This window comes from Wielerella bovis, from assembly GCF_022354465.1.
GTDB lineage: Bacteria > Pseudomonadota > Gammaproteobacteria > Burkholderiales > Neisseriaceae > Wielerella > Wielerella bovis.
Window position 1 is genome coordinate 2,181,336 of sequence record NZ_CP092361.1, and the last position, 26,046, is coordinate 2,207,381.

At 44.2% G+C, this 26,046-nt stretch carries 18 protein-coding genes, 2 tRNA genes and 3 rRNA genes; 7 read left to right on the plus strand and 16 right to left on the minus strand.

Annotated features, from left to right (window positions below; translation table 11 throughout):
* Window positions 1–84 precede the first annotated feature (84 nt).
* From MIS45_RS10650 to MIS45_RS10700, 11 genes are all read right to left on the minus strand, one after another.
* Window positions 85–1,425 (minus strand): NCS2 family permease, encoded by a 1,341-nt coding sequence (locus MIS45_RS10650; RefSeq protein ID WP_249450509.1) that lies wholly within the window; start codon window positions 1,423–1,425, stop codon window positions 85–87.
* A 152-nt stretch (window positions 1,426–1,577) separates the two neighbouring features.
* The gene (locus MIS45_RS10655; protein ID WP_249451386.1) at window positions 1,578–2,732 is read right to left on the minus strand and encodes a 5-(carboxyamino)imidazole ribonucleotide synthase; all 1,155 of its coding nucleotides are present in this window, start codon (window positions 2,730–2,732) and stop codon (window positions 1,578–1,580) included.
* A 163-nt stretch (window positions 2,733–2,895) separates the two neighbouring features.
* Window positions 2,896–3,007, minus strand: a 5S ribosomal RNA gene (gene rrf, locus MIS45_RS10660).
* Between the two features lie 133 nt (window positions 3,008–3,140).
* Window positions 3,141–6,026 (minus strand): 23S ribosomal RNA (locus MIS45_RS10665).
* A gap of 335 nt (window positions 6,027–6,361) precedes the next feature.
* Window positions 6,362–6,437, minus strand: a tRNA-Ala gene (locus tag MIS45_RS10670).
* A 19-nt stretch (window positions 6,438–6,456) separates the two neighbouring features.
* Window positions 6,457–6,533: transfer RNA gene (locus MIS45_RS10675), tRNA-Ile, on the minus strand.
* Between the two features lie 94 nt (window positions 6,534–6,627).
* Window positions 6,628–8,164 (minus strand): 16S ribosomal RNA (locus tag MIS45_RS10680).
* The 16S, 23S and 5S rRNA genes sit together here with 2 tRNA genes alongside, the layout of an rRNA operon.
* 292 nt (window positions 8,165–8,456) lie before the next feature.
* Complete coding sequence (locus MIS45_RS10685) at window positions 8,457–8,987, minus strand: hypothetical protein (RefSeq protein WP_249450510.1); 531 nt, start codon at window positions 8,985–8,987, stop codon at window positions 8,457–8,459.
* A gap of 220 nt (window positions 8,988–9,207) precedes the next feature.
* Window positions 9,208–10,947 (minus strand): phosphoenolpyruvate--protein phosphotransferase, encoded by a 1,740-nt coding sequence (gene ptsP, locus MIS45_RS10690; RefSeq protein WP_249442610.1) that lies wholly within the window; start codon window positions 10,945–10,947, stop codon window positions 9,208–9,210.
* 5 nt (window positions 10,948–10,952) lie between these two features.
* Entirely contained in the window at window positions 10,953–11,222 is a 270-nt protein-coding gene (locus tag MIS45_RS10695) for an HPr family phosphocarrier protein (protein WP_249442611.1), read from the minus strand.
* 615 nt (window positions 11,223–11,837) lie between these two features.
* Complete coding sequence (locus tag MIS45_RS10700; protein ID WP_249450511.1) at window positions 11,838–13,136, minus strand: MFS transporter; 1,299 nt, start codon at window positions 13,134–13,136, stop codon at window positions 11,838–11,840.
* 223 nt (window positions 13,137–13,359) lie between these two features.
* On the opposite strand from MIS45_RS10700, the gene MIS45_RS10705 reads away from it, so the two are divergent.
* Window positions 13,360–13,764 carry a PTS sugar transporter subunit IIA gene (locus MIS45_RS10705; RefSeq protein WP_249450512.1) on the plus strand — a complete coding sequence of 135 codons (405 nt, stop codon included), beginning with the start codon at window positions 13,360–13,362 and terminating at the stop codon, window positions 13,762–13,764.
* A 54-nt stretch (window positions 13,765–13,818) separates the two neighbouring features.
* Here the strand turns inward: MIS45_RS10705 and MIS45_RS10710 are convergent, their stop codons facing one another.
* The 3 genes from MIS45_RS10710 to cysS all read right to left on the minus strand — a co-directional run bounded on the left by MIS45_RS10710 (window position 13,819) and on the right by cysS (window position 16,956).
* Window positions 13,819–14,874: a DUF1176 domain-containing protein gene (locus tag MIS45_RS10710; RefSeq protein WP_249450513.1), complete on the minus strand. Its 1,056-nt coding sequence runs from the start codon at window positions 14,872–14,874 to the stop codon at window positions 13,819–13,821.
* A 70-nt stretch (window positions 14,875–14,944) separates the two neighbouring features.
* A complete protein-coding gene (locus MIS45_RS10715; protein ID WP_249450514.1) occupies window positions 14,945–15,469 on the minus strand; it encodes a hypothetical protein in 525 nt (174 codons plus the stop codon).
* Between the two features lie 77 nt (window positions 15,470–15,546).
* A complete protein-coding gene (cysS, locus tag MIS45_RS10720) occupies window positions 15,547–16,956 on the minus strand; it encodes a cysteine--tRNA ligase (RefSeq protein WP_249442616.1) in 1,410 nt (469 codons plus the stop codon).
* Between cysS and MIS45_RS10725 the strand changes: the two genes are divergently transcribed.
* Window positions 16,955–17,116 carry a hypothetical protein gene (locus tag MIS45_RS10725; protein WP_249450515.1) on the plus strand — a complete coding sequence of 54 codons (162 nt, stop codon included), beginning with the start codon at window positions 16,955–16,957 and terminating at the stop codon, window positions 17,114–17,116. The genes cysS and MIS45_RS10725 overlap by 2 nt on opposite strands.
* On the opposite strand, the gene MIS45_RS10730 is transcribed toward MIS45_RS10725, so the two are convergent.
* Together MIS45_RS10730 and MIS45_RS10735 are read right to left on the minus strand one after the other, a co-directional pair.
* The gene (locus MIS45_RS10730; RefSeq protein WP_249450516.1) at window positions 17,104–17,817 is read right to left on the minus strand and encodes a glutamine amidotransferase; all 714 of its coding nucleotides are present in this window, start codon (window positions 17,815–17,817) and stop codon (window positions 17,104–17,106) included. The genes MIS45_RS10725 and MIS45_RS10730 overlap by 13 nt on opposite strands.
* 153 nt (window positions 17,818–17,970) lie before the next feature.
* Complete coding sequence (locus MIS45_RS10735) at window positions 17,971–19,473, minus strand: alanine/glycine:cation symporter family protein (protein ID WP_249450517.1); 1,503 nt, start codon at window positions 19,471–19,473, stop codon at window positions 17,971–17,973.
* A gap of 487 nt (window positions 19,474–19,960) precedes the next feature.
* On the opposite strand from MIS45_RS10735, the gene MIS45_RS10740 reads away from it, so the two are divergent.
* From MIS45_RS10740 to MIS45_RS10760, 5 genes are all read left to right on the plus strand, one after another.
* Window positions 19,961–20,233 carry an oxidative damage protection protein gene (locus MIS45_RS10740; RefSeq protein WP_249442619.1) on the plus strand — a complete coding sequence of 91 codons (273 nt, stop codon included), beginning with the start codon at window positions 19,961–19,963 and terminating at the stop codon, window positions 20,231–20,233.
* Window positions 20,234–20,426: 193 nt separating this feature from the next.
* The gene (acpP, locus tag MIS45_RS10745) at window positions 20,427–20,660 is read left to right on the plus strand and encodes an acyl carrier protein (protein ID WP_249442620.1); all 234 of its coding nucleotides are present in this window, start codon (window positions 20,427–20,429) and stop codon (window positions 20,658–20,660) included.
* A 129-nt stretch (window positions 20,661–20,789) separates the two neighbouring features.
* On the plus strand, window positions 20,790–22,034 hold the full coding sequence (gene fabF / locus MIS45_RS10750) for a beta-ketoacyl-ACP synthase II (RefSeq protein WP_249450518.1): 1,245 nt from the start codon (window positions 20,790–20,792) through the stop codon (window positions 22,032–22,034).
* A 294-nt stretch (window positions 22,035–22,328) separates the two neighbouring features.
* On the plus strand, window positions 22,329–23,798 hold the full coding sequence (pyk, locus tag MIS45_RS10755) for a pyruvate kinase (protein WP_249442622.1): 1,470 nt from the start codon (window positions 22,329–22,331) through the stop codon (window positions 23,796–23,798).
* A gap of 391 nt (window positions 23,799–24,189) precedes the next feature.
* Window positions 24,190–26,010, plus strand: a complete 1,821-nt coding sequence (locus MIS45_RS10760; RefSeq protein WP_249450519.1) for a tetratricopeptide repeat protein — start codon at window positions 24,190–24,192, stop codon at window positions 26,008–26,010.
* The last annotated feature ends 36 nt before the right edge of the window (window positions 26,011–26,046 follow it).

A 26,046-nucleotide genomic window follows, 5' to 3' on the forward strand; every position in this document is an offset into this window, starting at 1 on the left:
TTGAGGAGATTATTGTAATTTTTTTGTTTGCTAATTTTATTTTGTCTATTTTTTGTTGATGAAAAATAAAGACAGCCTGAAAGATTAGGTACCTAAGAACCAAAATTTGGCTAACCATGCGATGGCAACAAACCATACCATTACAGGAACTTCTTGGGTGCGTTTACACAATAATTTAATGGTGGCATAGGCGATAAAGCCCATGGCAATGCCATCTGCAATGGAATAGGTAAACGGCATAAACGCAATCGTGATGAATGCTGGTGCGGCTTCGGTAATGTCTTTCCAATCAATTTCTACGGCGGAGCGCATCATTTGTACGCCGATATACAACAAAGCTGGTGCGGTGGCAAAAGCGGGGACAGCTTTGGCAAGTGGCGAAAACCACAAACAAGCGAGCATCAATACGCCTACGGTAATCGCGGTTAAACCTGTACGTCCGCCAGCAGCTACGCCTGATGCGCTTTCAATATACGGTGTGGTGGACGATGTACCCAAACCTGCACCTGCAACAATGGCGATGCTGTCAGCAAATAAGGCGCGTTTCAAACGGGGTAAATGTCCGTTTTTATCCAGCATACCAGCACGGTGCGCAACGCCAACCAATGTGCCTGTACTGTCAAATAAATCCACCAAGAAAAATACGAAAATAACCGCAATCAGGCTGCCTGAAAACAATTGGTTGAAGTCCATTTGCATAAATGTGGGCTGCAAGCTGGGGATGCTTTCTACTACGCCTGTGATTTGGGTTAAACCCAATGCCCACGCTAGCATTGTTACAACAAAAATACTGATGATAATTGCACCACGAATTCGGTAGTAATCTAACGCGATGGTTAAGAATAAACCCAATAATGCCAGTAACACAGGGAAATTTGGAGATTTTACGCCATCTTCAATAATAAAAAATTCACCCATTTTCAATAAAGTGGCTTCGTTGCCAACCACCAAACCTGAACCTTTGAGTGCAATCAATGCTAAAAACAAGCCGATACCTGCTGAAATTGCCATTTTCAAGCCCATAGGTAAGGCATTAACCAGCATTTCACGAATTTTTAAGAAACTGAAAAGAATGAAGATAATACCTGATACGAATACAGCGGCGAGTGCAACTTGCCAAGGCACGCCCATACCTTTGACGACACTGAATGTGAAGTAGGCGTTCAAGCCCATACCAGGGGCGAGTGCAATCGGATAATTTGCCAATGCGCCCATAACGAAGCAACCGATAGCAGATGAAATACAAGTTGCGACAAAAACTGCGCCAAAATCCATGCCTGCAATGGATAAAATAGATGGATTGACAATAAGAATGTAGCACATGGTCAGGAATGTAGTGAAACCTGCGAGGATTTCAGTACGGACAGTTGTGCCGTTTTCGGAGAGTTTGAACCAGCGTTCAAGCAAAGAATTTTGTGTTGCCATGATATTTTCACACAAGGGGTTGGAAAGTGCGAAATTATAGTATTTTTAGTAGATTTTGTGTGATAAGGCTGCCTGAAAAATATTTTTAGATATAGTGAATTATATTTTCAGGCTGCCTAATCAAAAAATAAGGCAGCCTGAAAAAGTAGCAATTATGCTTGTAGACTTTGATGCAAGCGTTGTGCTGTTTGATAGGCTTCATCTGCTGTGTCGGCTAACACGGTAAAATGTCCCATTTTACGCGCAGGTCGTGCCGATAATTTGCCGTATAAATGCAAATGTGCTTGCGTGTGTTGTTGTAATGGCAACCAATTAGGCTCACTGCCGTCTTCGCCCCACACATCGCCCCACACATCGCCCAAAATATTTGCCATGCAACATGGCATAAGCAATGTAGTATTCGCAGGTGGCAAGCCGCACATGATACGCACTTGTTGCTGAAATTGGCTGATGGCACACGCATCAATAGTATGATGACCACTATTGTGTGGACGTGGCGCAATTTCATTTACCAACAATTCTTGCTCATCACCAACCACAAACATTTCTACCGCCAACACACCCACATAGTCCAACTCATTTGCCAAACGAATTGCCATTTGTTTGGCTTGTTGCTGAATTTTTTCAGGCAGCCTTGCTGGTACGATGGAATAGGACAAAATACCATTTTCATGCTGATTTTCAGCTGGGTCAAAAGTGGTAATGTGTTGATTATCCAAACGGCACACCACAACGGAAATTTCCGCACGCAAATCCACCAATTTTTCTAATACACAGGGCACTTCTTTTTGTTGAATAAATGCTTGGCGCAATTCATCTAATGTTTTCACACGAATCTGTCCTTTACCATCGTAGCCCAAAGTTGCTGTTTTGAGTACCGCTGGCAAATATTGCGCTGATTGTTCAGTAATATCATCAGATTTGACGATTTCCTGATAAGGTGCAGTTTGCAAGCCTGCTTTGCGTATCCACGCTTTCTCTAAAATACGATTTTGCGCAATGGCAACACTTTCACCACTTGGCGAAACACGCGTATGTTGAGCTAAATCTATCATAGATTGCGCATTAACATTCTCAAATTCAGTTGTTATGGCTGCGCATTTTGCTAATTCTTTTAATGCAGCGACATCATCAAATGCTGCACATAAATGCTGGTCTGCAAACCGAGCAGCTGGCGCATTTTTATCGGGGTCAAGTACAATCACGCGATAGCCCATTGTTTTAGCAGCAATGGCAAACATACTACCCAGTTGTCCGCCGCCTAATATACCAAGAGTAGAGGGAGGTAAAATTGGATTCATTGAAATTTCATATTGTTTTTTAAATGACATGGGAGATTATAGAGGTTTTTTATGATTTGAAATAGGCATGCTATGAAGATAAATTATTTTTCATTAGCTCCAAATCATTCTCGCCCAAAGCAAATCTCCCTAGCATATATCGTAATATACTAGGGAGCTAGAATAATAAGTTTGGCGATGACCTACTTTCGCATAGGGACTATACTATCATCGGCGCTAGTTCGTTTCACTGTCCTGTTCGAGATGGGAAGGAGTGGTGCCAAACCGCTATGGTCGCCAAACATAAACTGTCAAACTGGAAAGCCTTTATCTTTGGTATTTGTTTTTGGTGATGACTGAGTCATCAGTAAGCTTTATTTTCATTTTTGTTTACTTTGATTTCAGTTTTTCTATTTTCAAAGTCCTTCAAATGATAGAGTCAAGCCTTACGGGCAATTAGTATCGGTTAGCTGCACGCATTACTGCGCTTCCACACCCGACCTATCAACGTTGTGGTCTACAACGACCCTTCAATGCGGTTAAATCGCAGGGGAAGTCTCATCTTTGGGCGAGTTTCGCGCTTAGATGCTTTCAGCGCTTATCTCTTCCGAACTTAGCTACCCGGCTATGCTTCTGGCGAAACAACCGGTACACCAGAGGTTCGTCCACTCCGGTCCTCTCGTACTAGGAGCAGCCCCCGTCAAACTTCCAACGCCCACTGCAGATAGGGACCAAACTGTCTCACGACGTTTTAAACCCAGCTCACGTACCACTTTAAATGGCGAACAGCCATACCCTTGGGACCGACTACAGCCCCAGGATGTGATGAGCCGACATCGAGGTGCCAAACTCCGCCGTCGATATGGACTCTTGGGCGGAATCAGCCTGTTATCCCCGGAGTACCTTTTATCCGTTGAGCGATGGCCCTTCCATTCAGAACCACCGGATCACTATGTCCTGCTTTCGCACCTGCTCGACTTGTCGGTCTCGCAGTTAAGCTACCTTTTGCCATTGCACTATCAGTCCGATTTCCGACCGGACCTAGGTAACCTTCGAACTCCTCCGTTACTCTTTGGGAGGAGACCGCCCCAGTCAAACTGCCTACCATGCACGGTCCCCGACCCGGATTACGGGTCTGGGTTAGAACCTCAAAGCCACCAGGGTGGTATTTCAAGGACGGCTCCACAGAAACTGGCGTCTCTGCTTCTAAGCCTCCCACCTATCCTACACAAGTGACTTCAAAGTCCAATGCAAAGCTACAGTAAAGGTTCACGGGGTCTTTCCGTCTAGCAGCGGGGAGATTGCATCTTCACAACCATTTCAACTTCGCTGAGTCTCGGGAGGAGACAGTGTGGCCATCGTTACGCCATTCGTGCGGGTCGGAACTTACCCGACAAGGAATTTCGCTACCTTAGGACCGTTATAGTTACGGCCGCCGTTTACTGGGGCTTCGATCCGATGCTTGCACATCTTCAATTAACCTTCCAGCACCGGGCAGGCGTCACACCCTATACGTCCACTTTCGTGTTAGCAGAGTGCTGTGTTTTTAATAAACAGTCGCAGCCACCGATTCTCTGCGACCCTGATTGGCTTACGGAGCAAGTCCTTAACCTTACAGGGCATACCTTCTCCCGAAGTTACGGTATCAATTTGCCGAGTTCCTTCTCCCGAGTTCTCTCAAGCGCCTTAGAATTCTCATCCTGCCCACCTGTGTCGGTTTGCGGTACGGTTCTGATTCAACTGAAGCTTAGTGGCTTTTCCTGGAAGCGTGGTATTTGCTACTTCGTAACCGTAGTTACTCGTCATCACGTCTCGGTGTTAAGAAAGAGCGGATTTGCCTACTCTTTCCACCTACTGGCTTAAACAAACTATTCCAACAGTTTGCTAGCATAACCTTCTCCGTCCCCACATCGCATTGAATCAAAGTACGGGAATATTAACCCGTTTCCCATCGACTACGCATTTCTGCCTCGCCTTAGGGGCCGACTCACCCTACGCCGATGAACGTTGCGTAGGAAACCTTGGGCTTTCGGCGAGCGGGCTTTTCACCCGCTTTATCGCTACTCATGTCAACATTCGCACTTCTGATACCTCCAGCAGCCTTTACAAGCCGCCTTCACAGGCTTACAGAACGCTCCCCTACCATGCTTTAAAAGCATCCGCAGCTTCGGTTACAGATTTGAGCCCCGTTACATCTTCCGCGCAGGAAGACTCGACCAGTGAGCTATTACGCTTTCTTTAAATGATGGCTGCTTCTAAGCCAACATCCTGGCTGTCTGTGCCTTCCCACTTCGTTTACCACTTAATCTGTCATTTGGGACCTTAGCTGGCGGTCTGGGTTGTTTCCCTCTTGACACCGGACGTTAGCACCCGATGTCTGTCTCCCATGATTGCACTTTCTGGTATTCTGAGTTTGCAATGGGTTGGTAAGTCGCAATGACCCCCTAGCCATAACAGTGCTTTACCCCCAGAAGTGATACATGAGGCACTACCTAAATAGTTTTCGGGGAGAACCAGCTATCTCCGAGTTTGTTTAGCCTTTCACCCCTATCCACAGCTCATCCCCGCATTTTGCAACATGCGTGGGTTCGGACCTCCAATGCGTTTTACCGCACCTTCATCCTGGCCATGGATAGATCACTCGGTTTCGGGTCTACACCCAGCAACTATGCGCCCTATTAAGACTCGGTTTCCCTACGCCTCCCCTACTCGGTTAAGCTCGCTACTGAATGTAAGTCGTTGACCCATTATACAAAAGGTACGCAGTCACACCATAAAGGTGCTCCCACTGTTTGTATGCATCAGGTTTCAGGTTCTATTTCACTCCCCTCCCGGGGTTCTTTTCGCCTTTCCCTCACGGTACTGGTTCACTATCGGTCGATGATGAGTATTTAGCCTTGGAGGATGGTCCCCCCATATTCAGACAGGATTTCACGTGTCCCGCCCTACTTGTCGTGCGCTTAGTACCATTAATGTGTTTTCGGATACGGGGCTATCACCCACTATGGCGGACTTTTCCAAGTCCTTCTCCTAACGCATCAATTATCACGCACAGGCTGCTCCGTGTTCGCTCGCCACTACTTACGGAATCTCGGTTGATTTCTTTTCCTCGGGGTACTTAGATGGTTCAGTTCTCCCGGTTCGCTTCACCAGTCCTATGTATTCAGACTGGGATACTGTACAAGTACAGTGGGTTTCCCCATTCGGACATCGCGGTATCATTGCTTTTTTGCCAGCTTCTCCGCGCTTTTCGCAGGCTTACACGTCCTTCATCGCCTATCATCGCCAAGGCATCCACCTGATGCACTTATTCACTTGACTCTATCATTTGAAGAACCTCTGACTTTGCAAAAACTGGCGTTGACTACCAATCTTTACTTAAATTCTCAAACAATAAAGCTTACTGCTTTGTTGTGAGTAGTTTGTGCCTTTTGTGTTTCACAAACTACTTGATACAATCATCACCCAAATTCGCACAATCTTTCATTTCTATATTTAAAGATTGCTTTGTCTTTGTTTGTTGATTTCGGCTTTCCAATTTGTTAAAGATCGATGCAATCATTTCCCGACTTTGTCAGGAAATTGCAAATTAAAACAAGCAAACTATTCATTCTACACAAACTCGCTTTAATTTGCAATTTCATTTTATTTAATCTTGGTGGAGGCAAACGGGATCGAACCGATGACCCCCTGCTTGCAAAGCAGGTGCTCTACCAACTGAGCTATGCCCCCAGTATTCCTGTGCTGCAACTGGTGGGTCTGGTAGGACTTGAACCTACGACCCCACGCTTATCAAGCGTGTGCTCTAACCACCTGAGCTACAAACCCATGTACTTTTGACTCTTAAACTTCTGTTTAATCATCCTTGCATCTTCTGATTACCGATAAGTGTGAGTACCTAATAATCTCTTCTTTTCTCTAGAAAGGAGGTGATCCAGCCGCAGGTTCCCCTACGGCTACCTTGTTACGACTTCACCCCAGTCACGAAGCATACCGTGTTAAGCGGGCTCCTTGCGGTTACCCTACCCAATTCTGGTATCCCCCGCTCCCATGGTGTGACGGGCGGTGTGTACAAGACCCGGGAACGTATTCACCGCAGTATGCTGACCTGCGATTACTAGCGATTCCGACTTCATGCACTCGAGTTGCAGAGTGCAATCCGGACTACGATCGGTTTTCTGGGATTGGCTCCACCTCGCGGCTTGGCTACCCTCTGTACCGACCATTGTATGACGTGTGAAGCCCTGGTCATAAGGGCCATGAGGACTTGACGTCATCCCCACCTTCCTCCGGTTTGTCACCGGCAGTCTCATTAGAGTGCCCAACTAAATGATGGCAACTAATGACAAGGGTTGCGCTCGTTGCGGGACTTAACCCAACATCTCACGACACGAGCTGACGACAGCCATGCAGCACCTGTGTTACGGCTCCCGAAGGCACAAGCATATCTCTACGCTCTTCCGTACATGTCAAGACCAGGTAAGGTTCTTCGCGTTGCATCGAATTAATCCACATCATCCACCGCTTGTGCGGGTCCCCGTCAATTCCTTTGAGTTTTAATCTTGCGACCGTACTCCCCAGGCGGTCAATTTCACGCGTTAGCTACGCTACTAATGCATCAAGTGCACCAACAGCTAATTGACATCGTTTAGGGCGTGGACTACCAGGGTATCTAATCCTGTTTGCTACCCACGCTTTCGAGCATGAACGTCAGTATTATCCCAGGAGGCTGCCTTCGCCATCGGTATTCCTCCACATCTCTACGCATTTCACTGCTACACGTGGAATTCTACCCCCCTCTGACATACTCTAGCTTGCCAGTTTCAAACGCCGTTCCCAAGTTGAGCTCGGGGATTTCACATCTGACTTAACAAACCGTCTGCGCTCGCTTTACGCCCAGTAATTCCGATTAACGCTCGCACCCTACGTATTACCGCGGCTGCTGGCACGTAGTTAGCCGGTGCTTATTCTTCAGGTACCGTCATCAGCAACTGATATTAGCAATCGCCTTTTCTTCCCTGACAAAAGTCCTTTACAACCCGAAGGCCTTCTTCAGACACGCGGCATGGCTGGATCAGGGTTGCCCCCATTGTCCAAAATTCCCCACTGCTGCCTCCCGTAGGAGTCTGGGCCGTGTCTCAGTCCCAGTGTGGCGGATCATCCTCTCAGACCCGCTACTGATCGTCGCCTTGGTAGGCCTTTACCCCACCAACTAGCTAATCAGACATTGGCCGCTCAAATAGCGCAAGGTCCGAAGATCCCCTGCTTTCTCTCTCAAGACGTATGCGGTATTAGCTAATCTTTCGACTAGTTATCCCCCACTACTCGGTACGTTCCAATGCATTACTCACCCGTTCGCCACTCGCCACCAAGTACAAGTACTCGTGCTGCCGTCCGACTTGCATGTGTAAAGCATGCCGCCAGCGTTCAATCTGAGCCAGGATCAAACTCTTATGTTCAATCTCTAACTTATTTAACTTCTGGTCTGCTTCAAAGAAATTAACAAAAACTTAATAGGAAAATTCCAAATCAAATCTTGTATCTCTCAAAACAGTGTGAGACCATCAGGCACTCACACTTATCGGTAATCTTGCTTTTAAAGAACTACAATTTCTAAATCTCGTCTGCCGCAGCAGCGAAAGATTTAATTATGCCAAATCTCTACTTTTAGGTCAAGCCTTGCCATGGATAAATTTGATAACAAATTATAAAGTCATGATTTGTAATGAAATTTTATTTCACAAAATATTTTCAGGCAGCCTGAAAATATTTTAACTGATGATGATTTGGCTCTGCGATCCATTCTACTCGAGCACCAAGCCAACCACTTTGCACTTTTGCTTTGGCTTTTTCATAAACATAAATCTCCCCTGATTGATGGCATTTTTGGCGAAATGGTACTTGATACAGAGGAAAGTGCCGCTCAATCATTTGGGGATATGCTGCTAACTGACTATGATTGAGCCAGTTTACATCAAACTGCATTTTGTAAACTATGATTACGTCTGTTCTAGTTTGAACTTCCATCCGTTGTGTGTAAATCGTACCATACAGATTTTTTACAGGCAGCATTTTTAGCGACAATATCGACAACAGTAACAAACACCCTGCTGACATCATCAGAGTAATAATGAACATACCAAAAGGTTCATCTTGATTATCCCGCCAACCCCAAAACCATGCCAAAGCTCCCAAACTCAATGCAATGATGAAAATTTCAAAATAATGAAGAAAATAAAAAACATTATCGGCTTTGAAAGCTATCAGATAATAAAATGACAAGACTAACCCAAATATTGTTAAAAATCTGGCATTTTTTTCGGATATTTCTTCTTAAAATAATCAGCTTTATATTCCACGTTGTCATGATATACCCTTGATTTTTTGATGCGACAAGTTGCACCTCACCATGGAAACAATACCCTCCCTACCAAAAAAACACCCCAAGCATGGGTGTGACGGCGCAAAGCCATACTTTGAGTACATTATATTTGCTTATCTTTCAGGCTGCCTCATTTAATTTTTTCAGTAGAACATCTACCTTATCAGGGTCTTCATTGCGTACTAGTTTAACTACATCGCTTTCTAATTTATCTGCATGTGCGTGTAATATAGCATCTTTCACAGATAATAAATTACTAGGATTCATAGAAAAAGTTCGCAACCCCAAACCTAATAATAGACGTGTATATTGTGTATCACCAGCCATTTCTCCACAAACGGAAACCGTTTTTCCCATACGATTAGCAGTTCGGATAATGTGTGCTAATAATTTGATAATGGCTGGATGGGCAGGTTGATACAAATAACTGACGCTATCATCGTTTCTATCTACTGCCAATGTGTACTGTACCAAATCGTTTGAACCAATGGATACAAAATCTACCCATTTCAATAAGCTAGATACAGTCAAAGCGGCTGACGGGATTTCTATCATGCAACCGATTTCTACATCGCCAAATGTTTCGCCACGTTCGATAAGTTGTTTTTTGGCAGTTTCCAAATGCACTAAACTTTGTTTGAGTTCTGACAAACTGGCAATCATGGGAAACATGATTTTAACTTTACCATATACAGCAGCGCGTAAAATGGCGCGCATTTGTGTGCGAAACATAATGGGTTCGGCATGACACAGGCGGATACCTGTCAAACCCAGTGCAGGATTGAGTGCCGCATTGGGCGTGCTATTGTTACCAAACCAACGTGGATTTTTATCTACACCCAAATCTACGGTGCGAATATTGAGCGGTTTGCCTTTCATTTTTTTGACAAGTTCACTGTATATTTCGTATTGCTCTGCTTCGTTTGGTAGCGTATCGCGGTTTAAAAATAAAAATTCGCTGCGAAACAAACCAATACCGTCTGCACCTAAATTATGAATGGCTTTGACATCGTCCACATTTTCAATATTAGCTAATAATTCAATTTGCTCGCCATCTAATGTTTCAGCTGCGGTTTTTTTCAGTTTATTTAGTGCGCGTTGATGAGTACGATATTCTTTTTGACGACGACGATATTCAGTCAATACCAATTCATCGGGGTTAATAATCAATACCCCGCCGATGCCATCTACAATGACCCATTCATGCTCACTAATTAATCTTCGTGCATTCCCTAAACCAATCACGGAAGGAATATTCAGGCTGCGTCCAAGAATTGCGGTGTGGCTAGTAGGCCCACCCATATCGGTTACAAAACCCTCAACACGTTGGTCTTTAAAGTAAACCGTATCAGCTGGTGATAAATCATGCGCAATTAGAATTGTATCGTCCAACAAAGTGGCTTCTAAATTCAACTCCGTACTTTGCCCAATCAGGTTTCTTTGCAAACGTTCAGCTACTTGCAGCATATCTTGTTTACGTTGGCGCAAATATTCATCATCAATTTCATCAAATTGTTGCGATAGGCGTTCAGTTTGAATTTTCAATGCCCATTCGGCATTAATGGCTTGCTCTTCCAAAATATCAATGGGTTCTCGCGACAAAGTGGCATCCGTCAGCAACATCAAATGTAACGAAATAAACGCACCCAATTCAGTTGGCGCATTTTCGGGAATAGCACCACGAAGTTGCTCCAACTGTTTGCGCGTTGTTTTAACCGCAGCTTCAAAACGAGCAATTTCATTTGGGATTTCCTCGGTTTTCAGGCTGCTTTGTGGCACTTCGGATACGCCGCGTACCACCAAATGAGCGCGTCCAATGGCAATGCCTTTACCTGCGGCGTAACCATGTAACACTATCATGATTATTACTCCCCTTCGCCAAAATAATCATTAATCAAAGATACGAGAGCATTCATTGCAGCAACCTCATCTGTGCCATTGGTTTCGATGTCAATTTCAGCACCTTTGGCAGCAGCCAACATCATCAAGCCCATAATGCTCTTGCCATTCACACGTTTGCCATTGCGCGTTACCCAAACTTCGCTCTGAAACTGGGACGCAGTTTGGACAAATTTAGACGATGCGCGCGCGTGCAAGCCAAGTTTATTAATGATTTGAATGGTTTGAGTAAGCATGATGAATCCTGTTTATATCGTTTTCAGGCTGCCTTTTTATTGCAATTCAATCAATAGGCAGCCTGAAAAATAATTGATTGCGTAATTATAGTGGATTCAATTTAAATCAGGACAAGGCAACAGCGACCGCCGTGTACACATAGTACATAAGGGAGCTGACAACGCTGTACTGGTTTAAATTGAATTCACTATAAATAATGTGATGTTATCACAAGATAAATCAAGACTATATATTAAATTTTAACGATGGTAAGACAACTTTCATCATGCTAACATTGCAAAATCTAGGACCTTTTCAAAACCCAAAATTGTAGCTCGAACTCTTGAACCCGATATTTCACATATTTAATAAATATTTGTTTTGATTTGAAACGTTAGATACGAATATCTGAGCTACAAGTTTTCAGGCTGCCTGAATAAGTTTACAAAAGTTTCAATCTAACAGAAAACAGTCCATTTATACATTTTAAGGATATAGTGGATTCAATTTAAATCAGGACAAGGCGACAGCGACCGCCGTGTACACATAGTACATAAGGGAGCTGGCAACGCTGTACTGGTTTAGTGAATTCACTATAAAAGGCAGCCTGAAAATATTTTCAGACTGCCTTAATTTTAAGCAACTTTAGGTTTCAACAATGCCAATGCTACCGTTGCCACCAATAAGACTACCGCCGCACCAAAATACAACTGATTCTTCTGCCAACCATCGTCCAACAAAAAACCAACTAATATAGGAGAAATCATTGAACCAATGCGTCCCACACCAATCGCCATACTCACGCCTGTACTACGAAAATCTGCCGCGTACAAAGTAGGATTGATGGTGTACAAACCTGCAATGCAACCGTTTGCCAATGCGCCCAATAATACCGCCAACACCAATGACAAACTCAATGCAGCCGAAGTTGCTGGAACAAAAACACACACTGCCACAGCTGCCGATACGGTAAACGCCAACAATACTTTACGCGCATCCCAACGGCTAACCAAAAAACCAAACACCAGCGAACCAATCGCACCACCAATGGAAATTGCCATACCCACCGTTTGACTCTTCGTTTTGGGCATACCCGCCTCTTCCAACAATGCAGGTGTCCACGAACTGATGAAATAATATGATGCCATGACCGTAACAAAAGCCAACCAAATCAATAAAGTCATGCGAATATTTTCTTTTTCAAACAAACGCAAAAATGATACTTTTTTTACCGCAGAGGCAGCCTGAACAGGAAATTCCCATGCGCCCGTAATGCCTATTTTTGCCAAAATCTTATCCAACCGTTCTTTGGCATTGGCAGGACGTTTGTTCAACAAATAATCCACGCTTTCAGGCAGCAATACATACAAAATGACCCATGCAATCGCCGTCATTACCGCGCCGAGCAAAAATACGGCACGCCAACCATATTCTGTTTGCAACGCCACCGTTGAAATACCGCCCAACATTGCCCCAATCCCAAAACCCGAAGCATAAATAGCGATTGCCAAACCACGCCATTTTTTATTGGCATATTCACTCACAATCACATTGGTACAAGGCAAAATACCGCCTACGCCAATACCCGTTAATACGCGCGAAAATGCAATCATTTCCACCGAATGAGCAAAATAAGTCAGCGCCATGCCCAATGCCGATACCGCAGTAGAAATCAGTAACAAGGGGCGGCGACCTAATTTATCCGCCAATGGACCCAAAGTCAGCGAACCAATCGTCATACCAATCAAGCCTGCACTAATCAATGAGCCAATTTGCGCTGCGGATAAGCCCAATTCACTGCGGATACTTTTCGCGGTAAATGCTACTGCCAATACATCAAAACCATCTAACATATTCAATAACACCGCCAATGCCACTACCAGCCATTGTGTTGCACTCATCGGGTTATGATTGATTTGTTGTTTAATGTCCATATAATTGTTCCTAAATTTTTTCAGGCTGCCTGAAATCACATTTCAAATATCAAATAAATACACTATAAATGGTGTTCTCATGAATAACAAATGGGAAATTTGATTATTTCGTATAAAATTTTTTCATATTCACATGATAGCAACCATACCAAAATACAAAAGGCAGCCTGAAAAGCCAAAATTCAGTTAAACTATCCATCTCAAATCATCACAAATATAAACCATGATTAGCCTACTGATTATTACGCACGAAACACTCGGTGCAGCCTATACCACAATCGGCAGCCATTTTTTCGCAGGACAAGATTTAAGCCATGTTCACATTTTGAATGTCCAGCACGATGATGACCACCAAAGCATCATCAATCGCGCTTATGAATTGCTGTCCGAAATCAATCGTGGACACGGCGTATTGATTTTGACCGATATTTTCGGCGCAACCCCCTGCAATGCCGCCATGAAAATGATTGTGCCACAACAATCTGCCATGATTAGCGGACTGAATGCGCCCATGCTGATTAAAGCCATGAGTTATGCGCCCAAAGAAACCGACTTAATCGCCTTTACCGAAACCGTGAAACAAGCGGGAATTAACGGCATTATGGCGTTTACCGAAAACACAAAATAATGGTTGAAATAAACCAAAGGCAGCCTGAAAACATTTTTCAGGCTGCCTTTTCATTTATTTGACACGAATCACATCACTTACCAATTTCGGCATAGACCACGCGCCACCCGCAAATCCACGACACAACTCCGAACCCGATATTTCCGTTTTCACAAACGTTCTGCCATTCCAAACTGCTGTTTGAAAATACCAGCAATCGCCCAAGCCACGCCCTTTAAAACTCCCATGCAATTCACCTGTTTCGGGGTCATAGTCCGACAATCCGCCGTATTCATTCGGCAAAATTTCATCAACACGGCTCAACGATTTATTTGTAATCGCATAAAACATAGATGCTTGGTAGGCACCCATTGCACACAACACGCCTACCAATTTTTTATCTTGGCTCAATGGGTAAACATTGATGTCCAATTTGAAACCGTGTTCATCGCTTTGCAAATGAAAACATTCTTCTTGCTCGCCTTGCTTTTTGTTTGCTGCACGCAATAAATCTAATACTTGACGATGATTTTTTGCACCCGATTTCAAGGTAAAATGTCCCGTTTGTGGCACTTTGGCTGCCCGAATTTGCGGTTTCGCTTGTGGCTGCAACACAGGGTGCGTGCTATTGCCACGTTTCAACCACGCATTTGGCGTGTTCAACCGCCGTTGAAATTCATCGGCTTTAAGCAGCACCGCCGACGCACCTTTATCCGATATTTCCCATTCATATTTTCCCGACAATATTCTGATTTTATTTTGATATTTCAAAGATTGCAGTAAAGTTTGAGTTTGTTGTGGCGATAATTGACCATAACCATCGTTATCCAATTTCAGGCTGCCTAATGATTGATTATTCAAAACCAAACGTATGTCTGATATGGGTACATTTTCAGGTTGAACCAAAGCAATTCGCCCCTTAATCGGTGCATTTTCCCCAGCCGCGCGCGTGAACAAAACCGAAACCGCACGGTGGTCTCCATAGTCCTGATAGCCAGCCACACGACACGTTCCCGTATTGTCGCAGACCACTTCCCAGTTGTGATGTGAAAACGAAATACCTTGCAAAGGCGCGGCGTTCAGGCTGCCTGAAAGACACAGCAGCGCGAAAAATAAGCGTTTTTTCATCATTTTATACTTTGTAAATATTATTTCAGGCAGCCTGAAAATGTTTCAGGCTGCCTTTGGATTTATTTTTTGCCTATTCTGCTTTTAAGCGTACACATTTACCTTGCATATCAAGCTCCGAACCATCGATATCCAGTTGCCGCACCGCAAACGTATCATCATCTATCTTTTTAATTTTTAAAGAAATCGTATTGCCTATGTCGGTGTCAGCATTTTCAGATAAAATGGTATAAAAAGAATTATCCAAATCTGCTGCTGTTGGGTTTGTATTTATCAAGGTCAATGTCTCATCAGGATGTCTGCGCGTAACCGAATCCTTATGCACGACTTCGGTCAGCACATCACCTTTTAATGTCCAACGCCCCGTTCTTTCCACCCGATAAGCAAACAAAACATCTGGCATATTTGTTACCACTGCGCCTATGCTTTTACTACTACCGTCAGCACGGTATTCATATTCATCCATAGTGGATACGTTAATATTCGGATAATCTGCCCTACACACCCATTTACCACGTGTCAATTCTTCCGCCGAAAGCGGTGCCGCATAAATTTGACCAGTCAGCAAAATTGTTGAAATGATAAACCATTTTTTCATGATGTATCTCCTGTTTCAATATGAAAAAAGCGTTTCAGGCTGCCTTTTGTTGCATAAACAAAAGGCAGCCTGAAATATTATCCACGCGTCCAAGTTGTGCCGTCTGCGCCATCGCGCACCGTGATTTTGTGTTCCGCCAAAATATCGCGGATGCGGTCGCTTTCCGCCCAATTTTTCGTTTCGCGGGCGATTTTGCGTTGTGCGATTAAATCGTTGATTTCATCGGCAGACAAACCTTCTTCGCTGCCACCCGTTTGCAAGAATGTTTGCGGATTTTGTTGCAGCAAACCCAACACGCCACCCAAGGTTTTCAGGCAGCCTGAAAGTTCAGCCGATTGATTTTTGTTGATTTCATTGGCAATTTCAAACAAAACCGCCATGGCTTCGGCTGTGCCAAAATCATCGTTCATCGCAGCAAAAAAACGGCGCGTGTAATCATTGGCGTTTTCCGACAAGGCAAATTCGGCTGGCGGCGTATTTTGCAAAGCATTGTACAAACGCGCCAATGAATTTTTTGCATCGTCCAAATGCGCGTCCGAATAATTCAAAGGGCTGCGATAATGCGCACGCAAAATGAAAAAGCGCACCACTTCCGCAGGGTATTTTTTCAACACATCGCGAATCGTGAAAAAATTGCCCAGCGATTTGGACATTTTCTCATTGTCCACGCGGATAAAACCGTTGTGCAACCAATACTTAACATGGCTTTGAATCGGTTTGCTTTCGTGAACATGGTTGCAGCCCGAATTGTGTGCGCCACAACTTTGCGCGATTTCATTTTCGTGATGCGGAAACTGCAAATCCGCACCACCGCCATGAATGTCAAAAGTTTGCCCAAACAGCGTGTCGCCCATTGCCGAACATTCAATGTGCCAGCCTGGGCGACCGTTGCCCCAAGGGCTTGCCCAATGCGGTTCTTCGGGTTTGGCGGCTTTCCACAACACAAAATCCAATGGGTCGCGCTTGTAGCCGTCCACTTCCACGCGCTCGCCCGCGCGCAAATCGTCCAGACTTTTGCCCGATAATTGCCCGTAAGCGGCAAATTCGCGCACGGCATAATACACATCGCCATTTTCCGCAGCGTAGGCTTTGCCATTGGCAATCAGTTGTTCAATCATTTCAATCATTTGGGCGATGTGTTCTGTGGCTTTCGGCTCAACATCGGGGCGCAACACGCCCAGCGCGTCCGAATCCTCATTCATCGCTTGGATAAATCGTGCGGTAAGCTGCTGAATGGTTTCGCCATTTTCATTGGCACGGGCGATGATTTTGTCGTCAATATCCGTAATATTGCGGACGTAAGTGAGCGGATAACCCTGTTGACGCAACCAACGCGCAATCATGTCAAACACCACCAGCACACGCGCGTGTCCCAAATGGCAGTAGTCATAGACCGTCATGCCGCAAACGTACATGCGGACGTTTTTTGGGTCTAGCGGTTCAAATTTTTCTTTTTGGCGCGTGAGGGTATTGTATAGGTGGAGCATGATGTATCCTTTAAATTCATTCAAAGTATGGTGGTGCGATTATAGCAAAAGGCAGCCTGAAAATGCGTTTTTCCATTTTCAGGCTGCCTTTGTACAAAAAATCCATCATTATTTGTTTTTCAGGCTGCATAATACAGGTTCTGCAAATTATTTCTGTTGATTTAATTGCAAGACATATTCGCCAAATCGTTGCAATACGCTTTCGGCTTCGGGCGTTTCGCTAATGGCGGCGAGAGTGGCTGCTTCATCTGTCAATTTATCCGCTTGATGTTTGGTGTAGGCGAACATGGTTTGCGCGTTAAATTCGGGGTGGAACTGCACGCCCCATGCGTGGCGACCAAAACGAAATGCGTGATGATTTTCGTGTGAATTGTTGGCAAGTGCAACCGCGTTGGCGGGCAATTTGAGTGCACTTTGGGAATGCGATGTTTGCGCGGCAAATTCGCTGGGCAAGTCGCAAAATAAAGGGTCATTTTGTGCGGCGGCGGTGGTTTGAATGGCAAATGTGCCGATTTCTGCGCCTTTGGGATTGTAATCGGATTCGCCGCCCAGCGCGTGCGCCAATAGTTGATGTCCATAACAAATGCCAAACACGGGCAAATCGGCGGCAACGGCTTCGCGCAACCATTGTGCGGTTGCTTCGCTCCACGCTTCTTTGTCGCTGACCATGGCGTGCGAGCCTGTCAGTATCACGCCGCTGTATTGTTCGGGCGATTGTGGTTTTTCGCCGCCCATCGCGTCCACTTTGACGATGGGTAATTCGCTGGGCAGACGTTGGGCAATCATGTCGCTAAAATCGCATTGTGTTTCAATAATGTCGGCAAATGCGTGTCCTGTTTCAATAATCAATAAAGGTTTCATGTTTTTTCTTTCGGGATAAGTTTTCAGGCTGCCTTTTGTAGATGATGCAAAATAGGCAGCCTGAAAATATAAAATATAAAATTAATTTAATCGTATTTTTCAGGCTGCCTATTTTAAGATAAAACAAATTAAATAGGGCAGCCTGAAAACAAATTACCAAACATTATGCGATTTAATTTTATCTTGCAATTCAGGATGTTCTGCCAATTTAAATTCAGGTTCGGCTTGTCCTTGTTGGATTTTGTCGGTGTAATCTTTCAACAGCACTTTCACCATTTTATACATCGCCGCAATCGCCACCAAGTTAATCAGCGTAATCGTTCCCATCGCCAAATCGCCCAAATCCCACACCACGCCAACTTTGGCAACTGCGCCCCAAAATACGAAACATAGAGTAATCAAACGAAACGCGATTATCACTTTTTTGCCCGCGTGCAAATATTGCACATTAGTTTCGGCAAACGCATACGAGCCGATAATGGACGAAAAGGCAAACACAAACAACACGACCGCCAAAAATTGTTGCGCCCACGCGCCAATATGCGTTTCCAATGCCGCTTGGGTTACTTGAATACCGCTTAAATCGGGATTATTCGGCGTGCTGGACAACAAAATAATCATTGCAGTGGCGGTACACACAATCATCGTGTCCACAAATACACCAATCATTTGCACCAAACCTTGTGATACAGGGTGTTTCACATCTGCCGCCGCTGCTGCGTTTGGCATCGTACCTTGACCCGCTTCGTTGGAATACAAGCCACGTTTAATGCCTTGCAACATACCTTGCGAAATAATGCCACCCAAAAAACCACCACCCGCCGCTTTGAACGTGAACGCATCACGGAAAATCAACGCCAATACTTCGGGTACTTTTCCCAAATGGGTCAGTACCACAAACGCAGCAACGCCTAAATACAATATCGCCATAATCGGTACAATAATTTCTGATGCTTTTGCCACGCGATACATGCCGCCAAAAATAATCGGTGCGGTCAAAATCACCAAGCCAGCCGCGGTTACATATTGATACGTTTCCCACGCACTATTGTTGCCACCTTGTCCAGCCGCCATGCCCAATGCCGATTGCATCGCTTGCGTAATCGTATTGGCTTGAATAGACGGATAAGCAAAACCGCAACACACAATCAAACACACTGAAAACAAAATAGACATACCACGATGATTCAAACCATGTGCGATGTAATACGCAGGTCCTCCGCGAAATTTACCCGTTTGCTTGTCGCGCACTTTGTATAATTGCGCCAAAACCGACTCAGCAAAACCCGAACTCATGCCGATAAACGCCGTCATCCACATCCAAAATACCGCACCAGGGCCACCAGCTGTAATCGCAATCGCCACGCCCGCAATATTGCCTGTGCCGACACGCGATGCCAAACCTGTTACAAATGCCTGAAACGAACTCAAACCCTGATTTTCATTGTTTTTCGAACGACTCGTCCAAATGGCTTTTACGCTGCGCCCAAATAAACGCACTTGCACACAACCTGTTGCCACCGTGAAAAATAATCCCACGCCAATCAAAATCCAAACCAACCAATCCCACAATGGCGCATTCACCGCATTGATGACACAATGTAAACCATCAGCCACCGAAGCTTGTTCCAAACAAGAAAGTTTACTGTCGTACATGATTTCCCTTTCATCTGTTGTTAAATTTTGTTAAAAGTATAACGCAAAATAACAAAATCTTTAAATATTTTAACAAATGAAAAGATTTAATAACGATTAAAATGCAGCCTGAAAATAAATAACGATATTTAATTTCAAAAAATAGGAAAATTTGATATGAAATAATCATTCAGGCAGTAATTAATCAAATAGTTGGCGTTCACTTTTGAATTGTTTGTTAATGAATGTAAAGTCATCATATAATTAATAATGTATCTGCAAAACAAGGAAGTCGTATTTTGCATCCAACCCATTGGTGAATGCCTGCCAACAGTCCCTAGAACAAAGTAGAAAAAAATAAAAGGCAGCCTGAAATCCCATAATAAATATAGATTTTCTGATTTTTCAGGCTGCCCTTATCAGCGGAATAAATTGTCAGTGCCCCTTACTTTTTGTTAATATACGCTGCATATAGACCACACAACTTACATAGACAAAAGGAACAATCATGACCCGTATGGTAAACTGCGTGAAACTGGGTAAAGAAGCACCTGCAATGAAATTTCAACCCCTGCCCAATGCACTGGGTAAACGCATTTTTGATAACGTATCACAAGAAGCATGGGACGCATGGACACGCCATCAAACCATGTTGATTAACGAAAATCGTCTCTCACTCGCCGACCCACGCGCACGCGAATATTTGGCACAACAAATGGAAAATTACTTTTTTGGCGATGGCGAAACTGATAAAGTACAAGGCTATGTGCCACAAGATTAAGCAACATTTTCAGGCAGCCTGAAAAATTATTTGCATGATTTTGCGTTAAACAGTAGCCAAAATTACCAAAAACCGTTTAAAATCGCTAAATTGCATTTAGATAAAACACTCTAAACAGATTGCATAACACAAAATATGCAGCCTGAAACATTATTTACCTGCCGTAAGGCTTTATTTTTTAAGGATTAAAAACATGTCTATTGAACAACAAGTAAAAAGCATCGTTGCAGAACAATTGGGCGTTGCCATTGAAGAAGTGAAAAACGAATCTTCTTTCCAAGATGATTTGGGTGCAGACTCTTTGGATACCGTTGAGTTAGTAATGGCTTTGGAAGAAGCATTCGGCTGCGAAATTCCAGATGAAGATGCAGAAAAAATCACTACGGTTCAAGCCGCTATTGATTATGTAAACCAAAAACAAGCGTAATTTGAAATTGCGTTCAAACAGCTTCTGATTGACGGCTTGTGGCTGCTTCATCAGAAGCTGTTTGTCTATTACAAATGTGATTTTCAGGCTGCCTGAAACACACTTCATAATTAAGCAAACGAGATAACCATGAAAAGACGAGTAGTCATTACAGGCTTGGGGCAAATTTCCCCTGTAGGCAATGATGTAGAAAGCGCGTGGCAAAATTTGCTAGCAGGCAAAAGCGGCATTGGTTCAATTACCAGATTTGACGCAACTGACTTGGCTTGCCAAATTGCAGGCGAAGTGAAAGATTTTGATATTACGCAATATATTCCTGCGAAAGAAGCACGTCGCATGGACACCTTTATCCATTATGGCATTGCAGGCGCATTGCAAGCGATTGACGATGCCAAATTGGATGATTTTGCCAATTTAGACAAAGACCGCGTGGGTGTAAACATTGGTTCAGGCATCGGCGGCTTGCCTACCATTGAAGAAACCGCTAATGCAGTTGTAGCAGGTGGTGTGCGCAAAATTAATCCATTTTTCATTCCAGGCTGCCTGATTAATCTCATTTCGGGGCATATTACCATTTTAAAAGGTTATCGCGGACACAATTACGGCATCGTTTCCGCTTGTGCATCAGGTTCGCACGCAATTGGCGATTCATTCCGCAAAATCCAATATGGTGAAGTAGACGTGATGATTGCTGGTGGCGCAGAAGCTGCCGTATGCAAATTAGGCATCGGTGGTTTTGCAGCGATGAAGGCTTTATCTACACGCAATGACGACCCAGCCGCCGCATCACGTCCTTGGGATAAAGACCGCGATGGTTTTATTATGGGCGAAGGCGCAGGCGTGTTGGTATTGGAAGAATTGGAGCACGCACAAAAACGTGGTGCAAAAATCTATGCTGAATTAGTTGGTTTTGGCGCAAGTTCCGATGCGCATCACATTACCGCACCCAATGCCGAAGGTCCTGCATTGGCATTATCTCGTGCCTTGCAAGATGCCAATATGCAGCCCGAAAGCGTGGATTATGTAAACGCACACGGTACTTCCACACCATTGGGTGATGCCAATGAAACCAATGCCACCAAAGCCGTATTTGGCGAACACGCGAAAAAATTGATCGTAAGTTCCACCAAATCCATGACAGGGCATTTGCTCGGTGCGGCTGGCGGCGTGGAAGCAGTGTACAGTGTTTTAGCTATCCGCGACCAAATCGCGCCACCAACCATTAACTTGGTCAATCAAGATATTGAAGCAGGTTGTGATTTGGATTACTGCGCCAATACTGCGCGCAAAATGCCGATTAGTGCGGTTGCCTCCAACTCGTTTGGTTTTGGCGGCACCAATGGTACGCTGGTATTCAAGCGTTTTGAAAATTAATCCATAACTACGGCAGCCTGAAACATATTTTGTTATTAAATAACAAAATATGTTTCAGGCTGCCTTATATTGAAAATATACAGTGTTACCAGTTTCTCTTAAATAACATGATTTTGTATAGTGATTACTGCTGTCTTATTTATTTCTATTTTAAACGGCAACATATCACAATCATCTCGTAATAAAATTTCATAACCAACAAAAAGCAATTATTTTTCATACAATATTATTTGAAAAGCGTTATAATACTACAAATCCAATTCAAATTATTTTTGCAACATAAAGGAATTCACAATGTCTATTCAACGCGATTTAACTCGTATTCGCCACAACACCAAAATCGTGGCAACTCTTGGTCCAGGCAGCAATAATGTAGATTTGCTGCGCGACATGATTACCATCGGTGGTTTGCATGTGGTGCGTTTTAATTTTAGTCACGGCACACCCGAATTTCACGAAAATAACGCGCAAATTGTGCGTGAAGCTGCACGCCAAGCAGGCATGGAAGTAGCGATTATGGCGGACTTACAAGGTCCAAAAATTCGTGTATCTAAATTAGAAAATGGCAGCGTAGAAATTGAAGCAGGCTCAAAAGTATTGTTCGATGCCGCTTTGGAAGGCGAAGGTAACCGCGACCGCATTGGTTTGGACTACCGCGAATTGCCAAACGATGTGAAAGCAGGCGATATTTTATTGTTGGACGATGGTTTGCTGACGGTTACCGTTGAAAAAGTGGTTGGCAGCGAAATCCACACCATCGCCAATAATTCACACAAATTAAAATCCAACAAAGGCATCAATAAACAAGGTGGAGGCTTGTCGGCTGGCGCATTTACCGAAAAAGATTTCCGCGATTTGAAAACAGCAGTCAAAATTGGTTGTGACTATGTAGCTGTGAGCTTTGTGAAAACAGGCGATGAAATGCGTCAAGCGCGTGAAATGGTCAAAACCGAATGCGACGCTTTGGGTGTAACCGTTCACCCTGGTTTGGTGGCAAAAATTGAGCGTGTGGAAGCGATTGAAAACTTGGACGACATTATTTTGGCATCGGACGGCATTATGGTGGCGCGTGGTGATTTGGCGGTGGAAGTAGGCAATGCTGCCGTACCTGCGCTGCAAAAACGCATGATTAAACGTGCGCGTGAATTGCGCCGTTTCAGCATTACCGCGACGCAAATGATGGAATCCATGATTACCAATCCTGTACCAACGCGTGCTGAAGTGAGCGATGTGGCAAACGCGGTTTTGGACGGTACCGATGCGGTAATGTGTTCTGCTGAAACAGCGGTGGGTGCATATCCTTTTGAAACTGTGCGTCAAATGGCGATTATTTGTGCGACAGCAGAAAAAGAACAAGATTCATTGGTTGGTGTAACCGATGATGTGGATGTATATGCCAGCCAAACGCCACACGCGATTGCCAGCGGTGCAGTACATATGGCGCGTCAAGTGAAAGCCAAAGCGATTGTATCGCTGACAGAAAGCGGTTCTTCGGCATTTGAAGTGAGCCGTTATGGTATTTTGGTACCGATTTACGCGCTAACCCCAAGCGAAAAAGCACAACGCCGTATGGCAATGTATCGTGGCGTACGTCCGTTGAATTTGGAAACCAGCACCAATCATGACAAAGCATTGGAAGAAGTAGAAGCAGCATTGGTTGAACGCGAAGTACTAAAATCGGGCGACCAATACATTATTACCAGCGGTGCGCGTATGCGTGTATCTGGTGGTACTAATACCTTGCAAATTATGCAAGTGAAATAATGTCAATACAATAAATCAGGCAGCCTGAAGATTTTTCAGGCTGCCTTAATTTATTATAGTCATTTATAAAGTCGCAAAAGTGAAAATGTAATATATAGTCGCAGAATTGAAAAATCATTACAGCGTTGCCAACGTCCTGATGTGTTTTCACACACGGCGGACGTTGTCGCCTTGTACTGCTTTTTCACTTCTACGACTATAGTGGATTCAATTTAAATCAGGACAAGGCGACAGCGACCGCCGTGTACAAATCGCACATCAAGAGAGTGAACAACGCTGTATTATTTTTATTTTCACCGACTATAATTTACGATATTTTGCCAAAAATCCACCATGCTTGTGATAAAGTATAGCCCTATTCATATTGTACGAAAACACAACGGAAAACCTTATGTCTCGTTTTCAAAATCGCATTACTCCCTTTTGTTTAATGGTTTTACTTGCTCTATCAGGCAGCCTGAACGCCGCTAACGACCATCAAGACAATAAAAAAATCTACACACCCGCACAAAAAATTACCTTAACCCCAGAAGAAGAAAAAGCTGACCGTTTGCGTCGCGAACAAATTGTGTCGCGTACACAACATCTCTTCACACTTATCAGTGCAGAAATGGCAAACAATAATGGCGATGTTGCACGTTCATTATCTTTATATCTCAATACACTACGCGAAACACGCGACCCAGAAGTCGCTGAACGCGCAATGGAAATTGCCATTACCGAGCGTGCCTACAATGTTGCCGAAACCATTTATCAAATGTGGCGCGAATTTGAACCCACACCCAGCGTTGCACAACAACGTTTAGCATGGACACGAGCATTGGCATTGGGCGACCAAGAAACCGTATTCAAAGATTTGGATGCTGTGTTAGCCCATGCTGATGACACGCAACGCCAACGCGCTTTTTTGATGCTGGCACAGATTAGTTTGGTTTACCCAGATTTTTTGAAAAATGGCCCATCTCTTGTGCGTAAAGCAGCTTCGCGTTATGACCATTTGATTGAAGCCAATGTAGCCAACGTTTTGTACAGCGTGAACAAAGAATCACATGCCATCAAAGCCTTGCAACATTTGGCAAAACAAGATGAAGATATTTTGCCAGAAACCACGCTGACTTTAAGCGCATTGGCACAATTACACCCACATCTATTGACCCGTTTTTTTGAGAAAACCAACACCAGCAAATTATCTAGCGCATGGCGGGAATTGGAAGTAGAAAATCTCATCAATCAAGCAAAATACGATGAAGCCGCAGAAAAATTGTCGCACTTAATTGGCGATGACCCCAAAGCCAATTTGTATTTTCAGGCTGCCCGATTAACCATGCGCCGCCATCCCGATGATATAGATAAAGTGGTTGGCTATTTTGATAAAGCCTATCAAGTTGGTAAGCAAGACGAAAGAGCGCAGGCCGCACTCAACGCTGCCTTGCATCTAGCCAGCAAACATCGTTTTGCAGAAGCCGAGCAATGGGCGACGAGAATTGATTCACCCAAATTTGAATTTGATAAAGCAACTTTACGCGCGACCATTGCCGCAGAACAAGAGTATTGGCAACAAGCACGCGAATTAGCACAAACTGCATTAAAGCAGCCTGAAACACAAGGTACTGTATTTGAACGCGTAGATGCCAATAGAATTTCTTTGCAAGCAATCAGCCAAACCATGCCACCTGCGCAAGTGGTCGCAGAATTAACTCGTCAGTTAGCGCAAGCTGAACGCGATAGAAAAAATCCGCAATATGCTGACAATGTGTCTCTTATCTTGTTGCAACGCGGTTTAGTTTATGCCGATAAATTAGGGCAGCCTGAAAAAGCAGTTGCCGATTTCCGCCGTTATTTAACCATGAATCCCAGCAGCGCCGTTGCACACAATGCGCTGGGTTACACTTTGTTGAGCATCAACGGCAAATTAGATGAAGCCTTGAATTTGCTGAAAACCGCGTATGAAATGTCGCCCCAAGATGTGCAAATCAGCGATAGTTTAGGCTGGGCATATTTTCTCAAAGGTGACACCGAAGAAGCGTTGCGTCTTGTGTCATTTGCGTATGAACATGACAAAGATGCCGAAATCGCCACGCATTTAGGCGAGATTTATTGGAAACTCGGTCAGCAAGACAAAGCGCGTGAAGTGTGGCGTGAAGCATGGGAAACCAATCAAAAACGCGAATTGTTGATGCAAACATTAAAACGATATGGCGTAACGTTTTAATTATGGTTTTCAGGCTGCCTTTATGTGATATGAATT

Coding starts and splice junctions, on each gene's coding strand:
- MIS45_RS10725 (WP_249450515.1), top strand. CDS start 16,955: ATGATGTATCCTTTAAATTCATTCAAAGTATGGTGGTGCGATTATAGC.
- MIS45_RS10695 (WP_249442611.1), bottom strand. CDS start 11,222: ATGCTTACTCAAACCATTCAAATCATTAATAAACTTGGCTTGCACGCG.
- fabF (WP_249450518.1), top strand. CDS start 20,790: ATGAAAAGACGAGTAGTCATTACAGGCTTGGGGCAAATTTCCCCTGTA.
- acpP (WP_249442620.1), top strand. CDS start 20,427: ATGTCTATTGAACAACAAGTAAAAAGCATCGTTGCAGAACAATTGGGC.
- MIS45_RS10735 (WP_249450517.1), bottom strand. CDS start 19,473: ATGTACGACAGTAAACTTTCTTGTTTGGAACAAGCTTCGGTGGCTGAT.
- cysS (WP_249442616.1), bottom strand. CDS start 16,956: ATGCTCCACCTATACAATACCCTCACGCGCCAAAAAGAAAAATTTGAA.
- MIS45_RS10710 (WP_249450513.1), bottom strand. CDS start 14,874: ATGATGAAAAAACGCTTATTTTTCGCGCTGCTGTGTCTTTCAGGCAGC.
- MIS45_RS10705 (WP_249450512.1), top strand. CDS start 13,360: ATGATTAGCCTACTGATTATTACGCACGAAACACTCGGTGCAGCCTAT.
- MIS45_RS10740 (WP_249442619.1), top strand. CDS start 19,961: ATGACCCGTATGGTAAACTGCGTGAAACTGGGTAAAGAAGCACCTGCA.
- MIS45_RS10715 (WP_249450514.1), bottom strand. CDS start 15,469: ATGAAAAAATGGTTTATCATTTCAACAATTTTGCTGACTGGTCAAATT.
- pyk (WP_249442622.1), top strand. CDS start 22,329: ATGTCTATTCAACGCGATTTAACTCGTATTCGCCACAACACCAAAATC.
- ptsP (WP_249442610.1), bottom strand. CDS start 10,947: ATGATAGTGTTACATGGTTACGCCGCAGGTAAAGGCATTGCCATTGGA.
- MIS45_RS10700 (WP_249450511.1), bottom strand. CDS start 13,136: ATGGACATTAAACAACAAATCAATCATAACCCGATGAGTGCAACACAA.
- MIS45_RS10760 (WP_249450519.1), top strand. CDS start 24,190: ATGTCTCGTTTTCAAAATCGCATTACTCCCTTTTGTTTAATGGTTTTA.
- MIS45_RS10650 (WP_249450509.1), bottom strand. CDS start 1,425: ATGGCAACACAAAATTCTTTGCTTGAACGCTGGTTCAAACTCTCCGAA.
- MIS45_RS10730 (WP_249450516.1), bottom strand. CDS start 17,817: ATGAAACCTTTATTGATTATTGAAACAGGACACGCATTTGCCGACATT.